Source organism: Protaetiibacter mangrovi (assembly GCF_024752305.1).
Lineage (GTDB): Bacteria > Actinomycetota > Actinomycetes > Actinomycetales > Microbacteriaceae > Homoserinibacter > Homoserinibacter mangrovi.
The window spans coordinates 52,787-69,167 of sequence record NZ_JANTHX010000002.1; the positions used below are offsets into that span (position 1 = coordinate 52,787).

At 72.5% G+C, this 16,381-nt stretch carries 14 protein-coding genes; 12 read left to right on the forward strand and 2 right to left on the reverse strand.

Annotated features, from left to right (window positions below):
* Window positions 1-20: 20 nt before the first annotated feature.
* The 4 genes from nadA to NUH29_RS00525 are packed head-to-tail and all read left to right on the forward strand — an operon-like array spanning window position 21 to window position 4,901.
* Window positions 21-1,310 carry a quinolinate synthase NadA gene (gene nadA, locus NUH29_RS00510; protein ID WP_258796909.1) on the forward strand — a complete coding sequence of 430 codons (1,290 nt, stop codon included), beginning with the start codon at window positions 21-23 and terminating at the stop codon, window positions 1,308-1,310.
* Entirely contained in the window at window positions 1,310-2,902 is a 1,593-nt protein-coding gene (gene nadB, locus NUH29_RS00515; protein ID WP_258796936.1) for an L-aspartate oxidase, read from the forward strand. The genes nadA and nadB overlap by 1 nt, the downstream gene beginning before the upstream one ends.
* Window positions 2,899-3,744 carry a carboxylating nicotinate-nucleotide diphosphorylase gene (gene nadC, locus NUH29_RS00520; RefSeq protein ID WP_258796910.1) on the forward strand — a complete coding sequence of 282 codons (846 nt, stop codon included), beginning with the start codon at window positions 2,899-2,901 and terminating at the stop codon, window positions 3,742-3,744. The genes nadB and nadC overlap by 4 nt, the downstream gene beginning before the upstream one ends.
* A 14-nt stretch (window positions 3,745-3,758) precedes the next feature.
* Window positions 3,759-4,901: a cysteine desulfurase family protein gene (locus tag NUH29_RS00525; RefSeq protein WP_258796937.1), complete on the forward strand. Its 1,143-nt coding sequence runs from the start codon at window positions 3,759-3,761 to the stop codon at window positions 4,899-4,901.
* Between the two features lie 3 nt (window positions 4,902-4,904).
* On the opposite strand, the gene NUH29_RS00530 is transcribed toward NUH29_RS00525, so the two are convergent.
* Window positions 4,905-5,846 (reverse strand): LysR family transcriptional regulator, encoded by a 942-nt coding sequence (locus NUH29_RS00530; protein WP_258796911.1) that lies wholly within the window; start codon window positions 5,844-5,846, stop codon window positions 4,905-4,907.
* A gap of 75 nt (window positions 5,847-5,921) precedes the next feature.
* Here NUH29_RS00530 and NUH29_RS00535 point away from each other — a divergent pair, with 75 nt between their 5' ends.
* From NUH29_RS00535 to NUH29_RS00550, 4 genes are all read left to right on the forward strand, one after another.
* Window positions 5,922-6,980: an aminotransferase class V-fold PLP-dependent enzyme gene (locus tag NUH29_RS00535; RefSeq protein WP_308445733.1), complete on the forward strand. Its 1,059-nt coding sequence runs from the start codon at window positions 5,922-5,924 to the stop codon at window positions 6,978-6,980.
* Between the two features lie 80 nt (window positions 6,981-7,060).
* On the forward strand, window positions 7,061-8,446 hold the full coding sequence (locus NUH29_RS00540; RefSeq protein WP_258796912.1) for a glycine--tRNA ligase: 1,386 nt from the start codon (window positions 7,061-7,063) through the stop codon (window positions 8,444-8,446).
* Entirely contained in the window at window positions 8,446-9,438 is a 993-nt protein-coding gene (locus tag NUH29_RS00545; RefSeq protein WP_258796913.1) for a CPBP family intramembrane glutamic endopeptidase, read from the forward strand. Before NUH29_RS00540 ends, NUH29_RS00545 begins: the two co-directional genes overlap by 1 nt.
* Window positions 9,439-9,539: 101 nt before the next feature.
* Window positions 9,540-10,496 carry an IS481 family transposase gene (locus NUH29_RS00550; RefSeq protein WP_258796914.1) on the forward strand — a complete coding sequence of 319 codons (957 nt, stop codon included), beginning with the start codon at window positions 9,540-9,542 and terminating at the stop codon, window positions 10,494-10,496.
* A gap of 13 nt (window positions 10,497-10,509) precedes the next feature.
* Here NUH29_RS00550 and NUH29_RS00555 read toward each other — a convergent pair whose 3' ends face one another.
* Window positions 10,510-11,781, reverse strand: a complete 1,272-nt coding sequence (locus NUH29_RS00555) for a polysaccharide pyruvyl transferase family protein (protein ID WP_258796915.1) — start codon at window positions 11,779-11,781, stop codon at window positions 10,510-10,512.
* A 162-nt stretch (window positions 11,782-11,943) separates the two neighbouring features.
* On the opposite strand from NUH29_RS00555, the gene NUH29_RS00560 reads away from it, so the two are divergent.
* The 4 genes from NUH29_RS00560 to NUH29_RS00575 all read left to right on the forward strand — a co-directional run bounded on the left by NUH29_RS00560 (window position 11,944) and on the right by NUH29_RS00575 (window position 16,375).
* A complete protein-coding gene (locus NUH29_RS00560) occupies window positions 11,944-12,480 on the forward strand; it encodes an acyltransferase (protein WP_258796916.1) in 537 nt (178 codons plus the stop codon).
* Window positions 12,477-13,646, forward strand: coding sequence for a glycosyltransferase (locus tag NUH29_RS00565; protein WP_258796917.1), 1,170 nt, complete (start codon window positions 12,477-12,479; stop codon window positions 13,644-13,646). The genes NUH29_RS00560 and NUH29_RS00565 overlap by 4 nt, the downstream gene beginning before the upstream one ends.
* Before the next feature lie 230 nt (window positions 13,647-13,876).
* Window positions 13,877-15,400: a sugar transferase gene (locus NUH29_RS00570; RefSeq protein ID WP_258796918.1), complete on the forward strand. Its 1,524-nt coding sequence runs from the start codon at window positions 13,877-13,879 to the stop codon at window positions 15,398-15,400.
* Between the two features lie 12 nt (window positions 15,401-15,412).
* Window positions 15,413-16,375 (forward strand): glycosyltransferase, encoded by a 963-nt coding sequence (locus NUH29_RS00575; RefSeq protein ID WP_258796919.1) that lies wholly within the window; start codon window positions 15,413-15,415, stop codon window positions 16,373-16,375.
* The last annotated feature ends 6 nt before the right edge of the window (window positions 16,376-16,381 follow it).

Below are 16,381 nucleotides of genomic sequence, written 5' to 3' on the forward strand. Positions count from 1 at the left end.
CCCGAGAGAGAAGAACCGTCGTGGCATCCGTCGACCAGACCATCCAGCTCATCCGCCGCACCGGGCGCGATGCGACCGGGCAGCAGGCCGCCGCCTGCAGCCCCGCGCTCGCGAAGGCCCCGTGGGAGTTCGACGGGGTGCTGCAGTACGGGCCGGGCTCCTCGATGGGCGACGTCATCCCCGTCGGCTCGCCGCGCCAGGGTGCGATCCCGGCCGAATACCAGCGCGCGAGCACCGAGGAGCTGCACGAGCGCATCCGGGCTGCCAAGCAGACGCTGGGCGACCGGGTCGTGATCCTCGGGCACTTCTACCAGCGCGACGAGATCGTGCAGCACGCCGACTTCCTCGGCGACTCGTTCCAGCTCGCGAACGCCGCCCAGACGGTGCCGAACGCCGAGGCCATCGTCTTCTGCGGCGTGCACTTCATGGCCGAGACGGCCGACATCCTGGCGAAGCCCGAACAGGCCGTGATCCTGCCGAACCTGGCGGCCGGGTGCTCGATGGCCGACATGGCCGACATCGACTCGGTCGAGGAGTGCTGGGCGCAGCTCGAGGCGCTGTACGGCACGGAACCGGACGCCGACGGGCGGGTGCCGGTGATCCCGGTGACGTACATGAACTCGTCCGCGGCGCTCAAGGGGTTCTGCGGACGCCACGGCGGCATCGTCTGCACCAGCTCGAACGCGGAGACCGTGCTCGAGTGGGCCTTCGAGCGCGGCCGGCGGGTGCTGTTCTTCCCCGACCAGCACCTCGGTCGCAACACCGCGAAGAAGATGGGGGTGCCCCTCGAGCGGATGCCGATGTGGAACCCCCGCAAGCCCCTCGGCGGCAGTTCCGGCGACGAGCTGCTGGATGCCCGGGTGATCCTCTGGCACGGCTTCTGCTCGGTGCACAAGCGCTTCAGCGTGGAGCAGATCGAGCAGGCGCGCGCCGAGCACCCGGGCGTCCGGGTGATCGTGCACCCCGAGTGCCCCATGCCCGTCGTCGACGCGGCCGACGAGGCGGGCTCGACCGACTACATCCGCAAGGCGGTCGCCGCCGCGACGGAGCCGACGACCTTCGCGATCGGCACCGAGATCAACATGGTCAACCGCCTCGCGGCGGAGTTCCCCCAGCACACGATCTTCTGCCTCGACCCGGTCGTCTGCCCGTGCTCGACGATGTACCGGATCCACCCCGGATACCTCGCCTGGGTGCTCGAGGGACTCGTCGCGCGCGAGGTGCTCAACCGCATCGAGGTGCCCGAGACGGTCGCCGAGGACGCGCGGGTCGCCCTCGAGCGCATGCTCGACGCGAAGCCGAAGGCCTGATCGTGCGCGTCGTCGTCGTCGGCACCGGCATCGCCGGGCTCATCACCGCGTATCGCGCGAGCGCGCGCCACGAGGTGGTGCTCGTGACGAAGGCCGAGCTCGCCGAGTCGAACACCAAGTACGCGCAGGGCGGGATCGCCGCGGCGCTGTTCCCGGACGACTCCGCGGCGTCGCACATCGCCGACACGCTGCGCGCCGGCGCGGGGCTGTGCGACCCGGCGGCCGTCGAGATCCTGTGCACGGAGGGTCCCCAGCGGGTGCGGGACCTCATCGCGCTGGGCGTCGAGTTCGATCGTGCGGCCGACGGCGAGCTGGCCCGTGGACACGAGGCGGCCCACTCGAACCGCCGGGTCATCCACGCGGGCGGCGACGCCACGGGGCTGGCGATCGAGGTCGCGCTGCTGCGCGCCGTGCGGGCGTTGGCCGTGGAGGTGCACGAGCACACCCTGATGCGCGACCTCGTGCTCGACGGCGGGCGGGTGGTCGGCATCGACGTGCTGGGGCCCGGAGGCGTTCCGGCCCGCATCGCCGCGGATGCCGTGGTGCTGGCGTCCGGCGGGGCCGGGCAGCTCTACCGGCACACGACCAATCCGGGGGTCACCACGGGCGACGGGGTCGCGGCCGCCTGGCGCGCGGGTGCCGAGCTCGCGGACGTCGAGTTCTACCAGTTCCACCCGACGGCGCTCGCCGTGTCGGGCAGCCCGCTCGTCTCCGAGGCGGTGCGCGGCGAGGGCGCCGTGCTGCTCGACGCCGCCGGACGCCGCTTCATGTTCGACGTGCACCCCGACGGCGAGCTCGCGCCCCGCGACGTCGTCGCCCGCGGCATCGCGGCGGCGATGTCCGCTCAGGACGGAAACCCGGTGCTGCTCGACGCCACGGGGCTCGAGCGCGAGCACGGTGCCGGATTCCTCGCCGAGCGCTTCCCCTCGATCACCCGCGTCACCCGCGAGCACGGTCTCGACTGGACGGTGGAGCCGGTTCCCGTGACGCCGGCTGCGCACTACTGGATGGGCGGCATCCGCACCGACCTCGACGGACGCACGAGTCTGCCCGGGCTCTACGCGGTCGGCGAGGCCGCCTGCACGGGCGTGCACGGCGCGAACCGTCTGGCCTCGAACTCGCTGCTCGAGTCGCTGGTGTTCGCCTGGCGGGCGGCGGATGCGCTGGATGCGGTGGAGGTGGTCGAGGAGCGCGCCGCGGAGCGGCACGCGTCTCGAGACCACGCGCTCACGGTCGTCGAGGGCGCCGATCTCGAGACGCGTCCGCCTGCGGCGGGCGCTCCTCGATCACCTGCCAGAGCCGAGATCCAGGAGCTCATGTGGCGCGCGGTCGGTCTCGAGCGGGACGAGACCACGCTGCGCGCGGCCGTCGGCACCCTCGCGGACTGGGAGGTGCGGGGCGAGAGCTTCACGGCCCTCGAGGACCGAAACCTGCTCGACCTCGCGCGGATCGTGACCCACGCGGCGCTCGTGCGCGAGGAGTCGCGCGGAGCGCACGACCGCACCGACCATCCGGAGACCCGGGACGCCTGGGCGCATTCCCTCGGCTGGCGACTCGCCGCGGTCCCGGCGCTCGAGGGGGTGCCCGCGTGAGCGCGCAGACCGACGACATCATCCTGCGGGCACTGGCCGAGGACGCCCCCTGGGGTGACGTCACGAGCGAGGCGTTCCTGCCGGAGTCGGCCACGGCATCCGCGGCGCTCGTCGCGCGCGAGCCGGGGGTGTTCTCCGGCGGGGAGGTCTTCGCCCGCGTCTTCGCGCTCGTCGATCCCGACACGACGGTCGAGCTCGGCCTCGACGACGGCGAGCCGTTCGCCGCGGGTGCGGTGCTCGCGCGGGTCGCGGGCCCGGCGCGCGCCGTGCTGCGCGGCGAGCGCATCGCCCTCAACCTCGTGCAGCGCATGAGCGGCATCGCGACCCTCACCGCGCGCTACGTCGCGGCGGTCGAGGGCACCTCTGCGCGCATCGTCGACACCCGCAAGACCACGCCCGGATTGCGCGTGCTCGAACGGCAGGCGGTCCGCGACGGCGGCGGACGCAACCACCGCTTCTCGCTCTCGGATGCGGTGATGGCCAAGGACAACCACCTCGCGGTGCTCGCGGCCGCCGGGGTGCCGCTCGGGGATGCGATCCGGGCCGCCCGCGCGCGGATCGGTCACACCGTGCACCTCGAGGTCGAGGTGGACCGGATCGACCAGATCGAGGAGGTCGTCGCCGCGGGTGTCGACACGATCATGCTCGACAACTTCGCGCCCGACGAGCTGCGCGCGGGGATCGCCGTCGTCGCGGGACGCGCGCTCGTCGAGGCCTCCGGCGGCGTGACCCTCGACACGGTGGCCGACATCGCCGCGACGGGCGTCGACGTCATCTCGGTGGGCGCCCTCACCCACAGCGTGCGGGCGCTCGACCTCGGACTCGACGTCACCGTCTCCTGATCGCCATGGACGAGCTGCTCTACCTCGACACCGCCGCGACCACCCCCACCCGCCGCGAGGTGCTCGAGACGATGTGGCCGTACCTCACGGGCGAGTTCGGCAACCCCTCGAGCCACCACCAGCTGGGGGAGCGCGCCGCCCACGCGGTGCAGGCGGCGCGTGCCACCATCGCGGAGCAGCTCGGGTGCCGTCCGTCCGAGATCGTGCTCACCTCGGGGGGCACCGAGGCCGACAACCTCGCGATCAAGGGCATCGCGCTCGCGCAGCCCCGCGGGCGGCATCTCGTGACGACCGCGATCGAGCACGAGGCCGTGCGGGAGTCCGCCGACTACCTCCGCCGCCTGCACGGGTTCGAGGTGACGGAGCTGCCGGTCGACGAGGAGGGGCTGGTATCGGCCGCCGCCCTCGCCGCGGCGCTCCGCCCCGACACGACCCTGGTGAGCATCCAGCACGCCAACAACGAGATCGGCGTCGTGCAGCCGATCCGGGAGCTCGCCGCGGTCGTCCGGGACGTCGGCGTCCCGTTCCACACCGACGCCGTCCAATCCGCCGACGCGCTCGAGGTCGGCCTCGAGCAGCTCGGCGTCGACGCCGTGAGCGTCGCGGGGCACAAGCTCGGCGCGCCGAAGGGGATCGGTGCGCTCGCCGTGCGGGCGGCGATTCCCCTCGAGCCCCTCCTGCACGGCGGCGGGCAGGAGCGCGGGCGCCGTTCCGGCACCGAGAACGTCGCCGGCGTCGTGGGGCTCGCGACGGCTCTCGCCCTCGCCTCGCTCGAGCGGCCGCAGAAGGCGCGGGTCGCCCGCGCCCGCGACGCGATCATCGACGGCGTACTCTCGCGGGTGCCGGGGGCGTTCCTGACGGGCTCGCGCGTCTCGCGGCTGCCGAACCACGCCTCGTTCTGCTTCCCGGGCACGAGCGGCGAGGCCGTGCTGCTGGAGCTGGAGGCGCGGGGGATCGCGTGCTCCTCGGGGTCGGCGTGCGCGGCGGGCAGCGACGAGCCGTCCCCGGTGCTCCTCGCCCTCGGCATCCCGCCGGAGGTCGCGCAGACGGCCGTGCGCTTCACCCTCCCCGCGGATGTCACCCCGCTGCAGGCGACGGAGGTGGTCGACCGCGTCGTGGCCGCCGTCGCGGCGGTCGGCGGCCTCGCGACGCGCTGATCGTCAGCGCGCGACGGGCACGAGGCCCCAGTCCCGCCCCTCGAGCCCGATGACGGCGTCGAGCGTCGCCGCGATCGACGGGACCCGTCGCGAGCCGTGCTGCACCGCGACCTGGATCGACCTGTCGCTCGAGGGCGCCGTGGCGCGCACGACGGCACCGGCGGGCGGGAGCGCGGTGGCGAGCGCGAGCCGGGGGAGCAGGGCGACCCCGAGTCCCGACGCCACGAGGTTGAGCACCGCGATCGCGTTGTCGGTCTCGAGGGCGATGTCGGGCTCGACGGCGACGGCGTCGCAGGCGGCGAGCAGGTGGCCGCGGCAGAGCGGGCAGCCGGCGATCCAGCTCTCGTCACCGAGCCGCGCGAGCTCGACCGGGTCGCCGGTGGCGGCGAGCGGATGCCCGTCGTGCAGGGCGATCACGACCGGCTCGGTGAACAGCGGGACGGTCTCGATCGGCCCCTCCGACTCCCGGTGCGGGTCGGCGCGGTCTCCGGGGTAGGCGAAGGTGATCGCGAGGTCGACGAGGCCGTCGCGCAGCATCCCGAGCGCCTCGGGCGGCTCGGCCTCGATGTAGGTGACCGTGAGACCGGGGTGGGCGTCACGGAGGCCGCGCAGCAGGCGCGGCACGATCGTCGACGACGCCGTCGGGAACGCCGCGATCCGCACCGCGCCGGTGTTCAGGCCGACCAGCTCGGCGAGTTCGCCGCGTGCGGCGTCCAGCGCCTGGCCGATCGCCTGGGCGTGGCGGGCGAGCACGAGCCCGGGCTCGGTGAGCCGCACGCCGCGCCCGGCCCGCACCACGAGCGGCACCCCGAGGCGCTGCTCGGCACGCCGCAGGTGCTGGCTGACGGCGGGCTGGCTGTAGCCGAGCGCGCGCGCCGCCCCGCTGATCGATCCGTGCTCGGCGATCGCGCGGACGATGCGCACCGACTGGAGGTCGAGGTCCATCGGATAACGATAGTGAATGGATGCCATGCGGGATATGCCCTTGTGAAATGGATGCGGGCCGCGCACGCTGGACGGGTGAGCATCCTGACCGCGCCCTCCCGTGACCTGGCCGCCGCGATCGCCGAATTCGGCGAGCCGCGCGGCTACGTCGCGGCCGCCTCGATCGGTCTCCCGCCTCGACGGGCGGTGGAGGCGTTGCGCGCCGACCTCGACGCCTGGAGCCGCGCCGACCGCGACCCGCAGGGCTACGACCCGATCGTCGAACGCACGCGCGCCTCCTACGCGCGCCTCGTGGGCGTCGAGGCGACCCGGGTGGCGATCGGCTCGCAGACCTCGGTGATCGCGGCGCTCGTCGCGACCTCGCTCCCCGACGGCGCGGAGGTGCTCGTGGCCGAGCAGGACTTCTCCTCGCTCGTGATGCCCTTCACCCAGCGCCCCGGCATCCGGGTGCGCTCCGTTGCGCTCGAGGCCCTCGCCGACGCGGTCGAGCCCTCGACCGACCTCGTCGTCTTCTCCCTCGTGCAGTCGGCGACCGGCGTGGTGGCGGATGCCGCCGCGGTCCGCGAGGCGGCCGCACGGCACGGCGCGCTGACCTTCTGCGACACCACCCAGGCGGCCGGGGTGCTCCCGGTCGCCGCGGGCGACTTCGACCTCACCGTGTGCCATGCCTACAAGTGGCTGTGCGCTCCGCGCGGGGTGGCGTTCCTGACCGTGGGCGAGCGCGCCGACGCGGTGCTGCGCCCCACCCAGAGCGGCTGGTACGCGGGCGACGACGTCTGGCGCAGCTGCTACGGCACCGGCATCACGCTCGCCGGCGACGCCCGCCGCTTCGACGTCTCGCCCGCCTGGCAGGCGTGGGTGGGTGCGGAGCAGTCGATCGGGCTCTTCGCCGGCCTCGACGTCGCCGAGGTCTGGGAGCGCGCCGCGGGGCTCGGCGAGCTCCTGTGCCGCGAGCTCGACCTGCCCGTGCAGCGCCAGGCGATCGTCGCCTGGCCCGACCCCGACGGCACGCAGCTCGCGCGGATGACGGAGGCCGGCATCCGCATCTCGGGTCGCGCCGGGCGGGCGCGCGCCTCCTTCCACCTCTGGAACACCGAGGAGGACGTCGCCGCGATCGTGCGGGCGGTGCGCTGACCCGGGGGCGCGATCGGTAGGCTGGGGTCCACACCCCCAGACCGCGCAAGCCGGCGCGGCCGATCATCAGGAGCTCCTCCGTGGCGACGCCCAACACCCTCGACCAGGTCATCTCCCTCGCGAAGCGCCGTGGCTTCGTCTTCCAGGCGGGCGAGATCTACGGTGGATCCCGCTCCGCATGGGACTACGGTCCGCTCGGCACCGCGCTGAAGGAGAACATCAAGCGCGAGTGGTGGAAGTTCATGGTGCAGCGCCGTGACGACATCGTCGGCATCGACTCCTCGGTGATCCTGCCCCGCCAGGTGTGGGAGGCCTCCGGTCACGTCGAGGTGTTCTCGGACCCGCTCATCGAGTGCCTCAACTGCCACAAGCGCTACCGCGAGGACCACCTGCTCGAGAACTACGAGGAGAAGAAGGGCCGCGCCCCCGAGAACGGGCTCGCCGACATCGTCTGCGACAACTGCGGCACCCGCGGCCAGTGGACCGAGCCGCGCGCCTTCTCCGGGCTCCTCAAGACGTTCCTCGGCCCCGTCGACGACGAGGAGGGGATGCACTACCTGCGTCCCGAGACCGCGCAGGGCATCTTCGTGAACTTCGCGAACGTGCTCTCGAGCGCCCGCATGAAGCCCCCGTTCGGCATCGCGCAGATCGGCAAGAGCTTCCGCAACGAGATCACCCCCGGCAACTTCATCTTCCGCACGCGCGAGTTCGAGCAGATGGAGATGGAGTACTTCGTGCAGCCGGGCACCGACGAGGAGTGGCACCAGTACTGGATCGACGCCTCCTACGGGTGGTACCGCGACCTCGGCATCCGCGAGGAGAACCTGCGGCTCTACGAGCACCCGAAGGAGAAGCTCAGCCACTACTCGAAGCGCACGGTCGACGTGGAGTACCGCTTCGCGTTCGCCTCCGGCGAGTGGGGCGAGCTCATGGGCATCGCCAACCGCACCGACTTCGACCTGAAGACCCACTCGGAGCACTCCGGCAAGGACCTCAGCTACTTCGACCAGACCACGAACGAGCGCTGGGTGCCGTACGTGATCGAGCCGGCGTTCGGTCTCACCCGCGCGCTCATGGCGTTCCTCATCGACGCGTACCACGAGGACGAGGCTCCGAACGCCAAGGGCGGCACCGACGTGCGCACGGTGCTGCGCATCGACCGCCGCCTCGCGCCCGTCAAGGTCGCGGTGCTGCCGCTGTCGCGGAACGAGCAGCTGTCGCCGGTGGCGCGCGAGCTGGCGGCCGGGCTGCGCGAGGACTGGATGATCGAGTTCGACGACGCGGGCGCCATCGGACGCCGCTACCGCCGGCAGGACGAGATCGGCACGCCGTTCGCGGTGACGGTCGACTTCGACACCCTCGACGACAAGGCGGTCACCGTCCGCGAGCGCGACACGATGGCGCAGGAGCGCGTCTCGCTCGACCGCCTGCACGGCTACCTCGCCGAGCGGCTGCGCGGAGCCTGATGAGCGACGGCCCCGCGGTCGCCCCGCCGTCGTACGAGCTGAGCACGCCCCGACCGGCCGCCCCCGCGGTCGAGTCGCCCACGCCGTACCACCGGCTGTTCCGCACCGCGCCGCGCTACGCCGCGTGGCGACCGCTCGTGGCGGTGCTGATGTTCCTCGGCTTCCTGATCGTCGCCGAGTTCGCGATCGGGATCGTCTGGATCATCGTGGCGTTCGCGACCGGCGACGTCGAGCTCGACATGCTGACCGACCAGGACACCCTGCTCGCCCACTTCTCGGATGTGTCGAATCCGCTGAGCGTGGCGTATCTGCTGGCGAGCGTGGCCGTGATGCTGCCGTTGCCCGGCCTCGCGATGCTGTGCGTGGGGCTGCGGCCGATCGGGCTGCGGCACTCGGTCGCGTTCCGGCTGCGGTGGCGCTGGATGCTGTGGTGCAGCATCCCGGCGCTCGTCATCACGGTCGTGAACACGGGCCTGTCGTTCCTGCCGTTCCTGTTCGGCGACCCGATCCGGCCGGTGCCCGTGGATCCGGGCACCCTTCTCGTGCTCGTCGTGCTGATCGTGCTGCTCGTGCCGCTGCAGTCCGCCGCCGAGGAGTACGTCTTCCGCGGCCTCATCCAGCAGACGGTGGGCGCCTGGGTGCGCAACGTGTGGGTGGGCATCGCCGTGTCGACCGTGATCTTCACCGTCGGACACACCCAGTACGAGCTCTGGGGCATGCTGAGCGTCGCCGTGATGGGCGCGGGCTTCGCGATCGTCACCTGGCGCACCGGCGGGCTCGAGGCGGGCATCGCGATGCACGTCGTCAACAACCTGCTCGCGTTCCTCGCGCTCGCGAGCGGTGCGCTCGGCACGACCCAGATGGGCTCCGAGGGCAGCGGGCCGCTCGCGCCGCTCATCCAGGCGGTGTTCACGGCGGTGTGGGTGCTCTGGATCGAGTTCGCCGCGCGGCGGCACGGACTGGTCCGCGCGCGGCAGACCCTCCCGGCCTAGATGTACTGCGCCGGGACGTGGGTGACAGTTGGGTCTTGTTTGTGAGGAGAACCTCCGGGCTTAGTGGAGCTGTCTAGTTCTGCCACGTCCCGGAGGTTCTCGTGCCCCAAGTTATCCCGCGTCTGTCGCCGTTTGGGCGGGCGTTGATTGTTGAACGTGTCGCGCAGGGTCGGCCTGTGGCTCATGTCGCTGCCGAGTTGGGTGTTTCGCGTCAGACGGCGTATCGGTGGGTCCGGCGGTACCGTCTCGGCGGTTCGGATGCATTGTTTGACCGATCGAGTCGGCCGCGGCGTTCACCGAATCGCACGACTCATCATCGTGAGGCTGCGGTGCTCGCAGCTCGTGAGCAGCTACGGCAGGGGCCGTTGCGGATCGCTGCGGTCACCGGGGTGCCAGCCCGGACTGTTTCGCGGATTCTGGTCCGGCATGGAGTTCCTCGGTTGGAGTGGTGCGATCCCGTGACCGGGGAGTTGATCCGCGCCTCCCGTGCGACGACGAACCGCTATGAGCGCGAACGACCCGGCGAGCTGGTCCACATCGACGTGAAGAAGTTGGGGCGAATCCCGGACGGCGGAGGCTGGCGCGCGCACGGCCGCTCCGAAGAGGTTCGCGGTCGCGGGATCGGATTCGACTACGTCCATACCGCGGTCGATGATCACACCCGGCTCGCCTACGCCGAAATCCACCCCGATGAACGCGGAGTGACCGCAGCCGGCTTCCTGATCCGCGCGGTCAACTACTTCGCCAGCCACGGCATCACCCGCGTCGAGGGCATCATCAGCGACAACGCGTTCGCCTACCGCAAATCGCACGATTTCGGGTCTGCGGTCGCCGCGCTGGGCCTGAAGCAACTGTTCATCAAGCCGCACTGCCCCTGGCAAAACGGAAAGGTCGAACGCTTCAACCGCACCCTCGCGCAGGAATGGGCCTACCGGCAACCCTTCACCTCGAACAGCGAACGAGCTGCCGCCCTTGCGCCCTTCCTCGAGCACTACAACACTGACCGCATCCACACCGCCCACGGGCAAACTCCCGCAAGCCGAGTGTCACCAACGTGATGGCTCAGTACACCTAGACGGCGGCGGCGTCGGGCACCCGCAGCCCGTCGAGGTTGCGCGCTGCCCGCGCGACGACCTCCGGCAGCGTCGCTGCGACGGCGAGCCGGATCGGGGAGCCGGCCGGCAGGGCCGCGCCGATCACCGGCACCACCCGCGAGCCGAGGCCCGCACCCGGGGGCTGGCAGAGCTCCTCGGCGCCGAGCGAGCGCATGAGCCCCTCGACCTTGCCCTGGGTCGCGACGGTGACCGCGGGCACCCCGCCGAGCAGCGACATGATCGCGAGATGCATGCGACCGGTGACGGTCAGCTCGGCGCGTCGGGCGAGCCCGCGGATGCGGCGGGGTGTCTCGAGGCGTTCGACGAGCACCACCTGGGGGTCGTCGGCGGCCGCGACGAGGCGTCGGCAGACGGGCAGATCGTCGGCGCCGGGTCGCGACACGTGGGGGAGCACCACGACCGCGAGACCGGCGGCCCGCAGTGCCGACACGATCGGCAGGTACTCGGCCAGCTGGGGTTCGACGTCGCCCACCAGCCCGCTCGCGTTGACGATCGCGAAGGGGCGCCCCGCGAGCCGCTCCGTCACCTCGTCGGCGAGGGCCTCGTCGACGGTCGCGGCGGTGAACACGATGTCGGCGGTGAGGACCGGATCGCGGAAGCCGTCGGCGATGGCGCGCTCGTGCGACACCGGGTCGCGCAGCAGCATGCGCACCCCGGCGCGCTCCGCGCGCAGCACCGCCGCCCGCGCGGCCGGATGCGGAGCGGCGTTCCAGCTGAAGCCCAGCACCCGGCTGTCGACCCCGCGGCGCGCCGCGAATCGGGCGATGTCCGCGCGCGCGACGGACGCGCCCGTCACATAGGCGCCGTCCATGACATCGGCGCCCACGACGCTGAGCGAGACGGCGTCGTCGAGCAGGCGCGCGAAGGTGCGGAGGTCGCGGGCATGCCCGAGCGCGCCGCCGTAGACGAGCGACGGGAGCGGGCGGACCACGACCCGGTCGCGGGCGTCGTCCGGCACCTCGACGTCGCCCGCCCGGCGGGTGATCACGGTCACCGGTCCCGCGACCTGCTCGAGGAACGCCTCGACGAGCGCCTGGTCGCCGATGTTGCCGTGGCCCGGCGGGGCGACGAGCAGGTGGGTGCGCGGCGCGGCCGTGCGGTGGGCCGGCGTGAGGGCGGCCGCGGCGGCACCGGCGACGCGCCGGAGCCCGGGAGCGCGGAGCGCCGCGCGCAGGCGCACGGCCGCGCGATGGGGGAGGGACGCGGGGGAGTCCTGGGGGGTGGACATGTCCGCGAGGGTAGCCACCTCGTGTTGCCGCGAGGGGGCCCCGTGTAAACGCGACGTAAATTCCGCGTGACCCCGCTTCGGGGGACACGCTCCCGCGGTTATGGTGGGCCTCGCGGGACAGGACCCCGGCGAGGAGACGTGATGAACGCGCTCGGAATTCTGATGGTTCTGCAACGCGCCAGGGACGCCGCGTTCAGTGTGCTGGCGGCGAGGGGTTTCCACTCCTTCGGTCACGGGTCGCGCATCCTGCTGCCCTTCCGCACCGGGAACCCCGACCTGATCTCGATCGGATCCGGGGTCATCATCGGGCCCGGCTCCTGGCTGATGTCGCCCGAGCGCAGCCACCCGGCGCCCGTCATCGAGCTGCGCGACCGCTCGCGCATCAACCAGACCTCGATCACCGCGGTGCAGAGCGTCATCATCGAGGAGGGCGTCGACATCGCCCGCGGCTGCTACATCACCGACCATTCGCACGGCTTCGACGACCCGGACGCGTTCATCCGCGACCAGCCGCTCGTACGCGTCGCGCCCGTGCGGATCTGCCGCGGCGCCTGGCTCGGCCAGAACGTCGTGGTGCTGCCGGGGGTGACGATCGGCGAGAACGCGGTCGTCGGCGCCAACAGCGTCGTCCGCGAGGACGTGCCGCCGCGTGCCGTCGTGGCGGGCGTCCCGGCCCGCGTGATCCGGCAGCTCGCATGAGCAGCGGCGGCCACGAGGTGGTCTTCACCTTCTCCTACGAGACCTGGGACGACGCGGTGCACCGCGGCATGATGCGCCCGCCGGATCGTCTCGCGGCGGCGCTGATCGCGGACCCCGAGGTGCGCGAGGTGATCATCGCGAACCCGTATCGGTGGCTGCCGACGCTCGCCGCCCGCCGTGCGGTCGCTCGGGGCGCCCGGTTCCCGGATCTCGCGGGGCGGCACCTGGTGCAGCCGTGGCGGGTGCGCGACCGCCGGGATCCGCTCGACCCGGACGCGCTCGAGGCGCGCTATCGCGCCTACGGCGACGCCCTGGGGCGCGCCGCGCGGCGCGCGGGTCAGCGCTCGCCCGTGCTGCTGACGACGCATCCGCTCGTGGCCGGGTTCGCGCGGCCCGAGTGGGCGAGCCGCGTGGTCTACTTCGGACGGGACGACTGGACGAGCTACCCCGGCCGGTCCGAGTTCTGGCCGGCCTATCGCGAGGCGTATCGCCGGATCGCCGCGAGCGGGATGCCGGTCGCCGCCGTGTCCGCGCAGATCGTCGAGCGGATCGCCCCCACGGGACCGGGCGTCGTGGTGCCGAACGGCGTCGAGGTCGCGGAGTGGATCGGACCCGAGCCCGAGGTGCCGGCGTGGTTCGCCGCCGTCCCGGGACCGCGGCTGGTCTACGTGGGCACGATCGACGACCGTCTCGACGCGGAGGGGGTCGCGGTGCTCGCGCGGGCCCGCCCCGATGTGTCGGTCGTGCTGCTCGGCCACGTGGCCGCGCCCGACCATCTCGCGCCGGTGCAGGGCATCCCGAACGTGGTCGTGCATCCGGCCGTCGGCCGCACCGAGCTCGTCGCGGTGCTGCGCGCCGCGGAGGGGGCGCTCGTCGCGCACCGTGTCACCCCGCTGACCGAGGCGATGAGCCCGCTCAAGGCGTACGAGTACCTCGCGGGCGGCGCGCCGGTGCTGTCCGTCGACCTGCCCCCGATGCGCGACGTCGACGACCGGGTGCTGCTGGTGCCGCGGGTCGAGGACTTCGCGGGCGCGGTCGACGAGCTGCTCGCGCTCGGCCGCGCCGACGAGGAGCGCCGCCTGCGGTTCGTGGCCGAGAACTCGTGGGAGTCCCGGCACCGCGCGGTGTTCGATCTGCTCTACGACCGCGCGAATGTGTCGGGCTGATTTCGCCGACGCGAACTCCGGGTAACGAACCACCGTGAGGCGTTGTCGGCTTTCGCCGCCCTCGCTAGCCTCTCACCCAGTACCACTCTCCGGATGCATCCCGATTGCCGCCGGAACGGCCGCCCTGCGCGGTCGTCCGTCCCGCTGTCACCGCTGACGTCCGCGCGGTACCCCGACCGCGGTCCAACGTGCGGAGTCGTCGAGTTCCCCCACTCGAAAGGCACGACTGCATGTCCGGTCTCTCGCCCTCCCTGCCCACGGGTTCCTTCGCGCCCGGATCCACGCCGCGCGGCGCGGATGCCGCGCGCGACGTGCGCCGCTCCGATCGCGTCACGGCGCAACCCCAGCACCTCGCCTGGCCCCGCCGCCTGAACCGCGTGCTCGTCCTGACCGACCTGCTCGCCGTGGCGGTGAGCCTCGTCGTCGCGCAGATCGTCCGCTTCGGCACGCCCGACGTGCGCGGCGGCTCGATCGACACCCTGTACCTCGGGGTGGCCGTCGCGATCGCGGTGCTGTGGATGCTGTGCCTCGCGGCCACCCGCTCCCGTGACACCCGCATCATCGCCGTCGGCATGATCGAGTACCAGCGGGTCGTCAACGCGACCCTCTGGACGTTCGGGGTGCTCGCCATCCTGTCCTTCATCGTGCAGCTGGAGGTCGCTCGCGGCTACCTGGCGGTCGCCCTGCCGGTGGGTCTCGCGCTGCTGCTCACCGGACGGATGGTCTGGCGCCGCACCCTGAACTCCCTGCGTCGCGCGGGTCGCTGCCTCACGGGGGCGATCGTGGTCGGCCCGGCGGCGGACGTGCAGCGGGTCGTGTCCCAGCTGCGGGTCAACCTGCGCGCCGGGTACCGCCCGATCGGCGTGGTGATCACCGACGGGCGCCGGCTCCACGATCCCGAGCCGCTCCCGATGGTCGACGTCGAGGATCTCCCCGCCATCTCGCGCCGCACCCGCACGCGCGCCGTCATGATCGCGGGCAACCTGCCGGGCGGGCACGCCCAGATCCGGGAGCTCGGCTGGCAGCTCGAGAACGCCAAGACCGAGCTCATCCTGGTGTCGCGGCTCACCGACGTCGCGGGCCCCCGGATGCACCTGCGGCCCGTACAGGACCTGCCCATGGTGCACGTCGACCTGCCGCAGTACTCGGGGGTCAACCACGCCGCCAAACGCGTGATCGACGTCGTCGCCGCGGCGAGCGCGCTCGTGCTGCTCGCACCGGTCTTCGCCTTCCTGGCGATGTCGATCCGGCTCTCCAGCGTCGGCCCGATCATCTTCCGGCAGACCAGGGTCGGTCTGCAGGGGCAGACCTTCACGATGTTCAAGTTCCGCTCGATGGTGGTCGACGCCGAGGCGCGCCTGGCGGCGCTGCAGGCCGAGCGCGACGCGGGCAACGACGTGCTGTTCAAGATCAAGGACGACCCGCGGATCACCCCGATCGGCAAGATCATGCGCCGGTACTCGCTCGACGAGCTGCCGCAGTTCATGAACGTGCTGATCGGCGACATGAGCCTCATCGGGCCGCGACCGCCGCTTCCCGCGGAGGTCGAGATGTACGAGGACCGCGTCAACCGCCGGCTGCTCATCAAGCCCGGCATCACGGGGCTCTGGCAGGTGTCGGGGCGCTCCAACCTCAGCTGGGAGGACAGCGTCAAGCTCGACCTCTCCTACGTCGAGAACTGGTCGGTGACGGGCGACATCCTCATCCTCCTCAAGACCATCCGCGCCGTCTTCCGCAAGGAAGGCGCCTACTGAGGGGAGCCCCCGATGGCCCGTACCCTGCTCATCTGCTCCGGCGGCGGTCACCTCAAGCAGCTCTTCACGCTCGCGCCGCGGCTCGGCATCCGCCCGGAGGATCAGCTCTGGGCGACCTTCGAGAACGGCCTGTCGACGAGCCTGCTCGAGGGCCGCGACACGGTGTTCGTCCCCTTCGCCGCTCCGCGCGACGCCTGGAACACCGCGCGCATCGCGCGCATCGTGCGCCGGCTGCTGCAGAGCGGCGACATCGAGCGGGTCGTGAGCACGGGCGCGAGCCCCGCGGTCGCCGCCCTGCCGCAGGCCGCGCGACGCGGCATCGAGGCGCACTACATCGAGTCGGCCGCCCGCGCCGACGGCCCGTCGCTCTCGGGCCGCATCCTGGCGCGCTTCGGCGGGGTGCGCACCTACACCCAGTACCCGGCGTGGTCCGACGAGCGGTGGCGCTTCCGGGGTGCGATCTTCGACGCCTTCGAACCCGGTGCCGAGCGGACACCGACTCCCATCCGCCGCGCGGTGGTCTCGCTCGGCACCCAGGACGGCTACGGCTTCGCCCGGCTCATCGGGGCGCTCGCCCCGCTCCTCGGGGATGCCGAGGTGCTCTGGCAGACCGGACCGCTCGACGTGCACACCCACGGGGTCGCCGGGCGGGCCACGGTACCGCACGCCGAGCTCGCCGCGGCGGTCGCGGAGGCCGACCTCGTCGTCGCCCACGCGGGCGTCGGGGCCGCCGTGACCGCGATCGAGGCGGGCCGGTGCCCGGTGCTCGTGCCCCGGCTCGCCCGCCACAAGGAGCACGTCGACGATCATCAGGTGCAGATCGCGGCGGAGCTGGAGCGCCGCGGACTCGCGGTCGCCGCGGCACCGGAGGAGCTCGATGCGGAGCTGCTGCAGCGCGCCGCGGCGCGGTCGACCCGCACGGTCGGCGCGGGACCGTTCCTGCTCGACGGGGCGCCGCTCGCCCACTCCGCCTGATCCGGC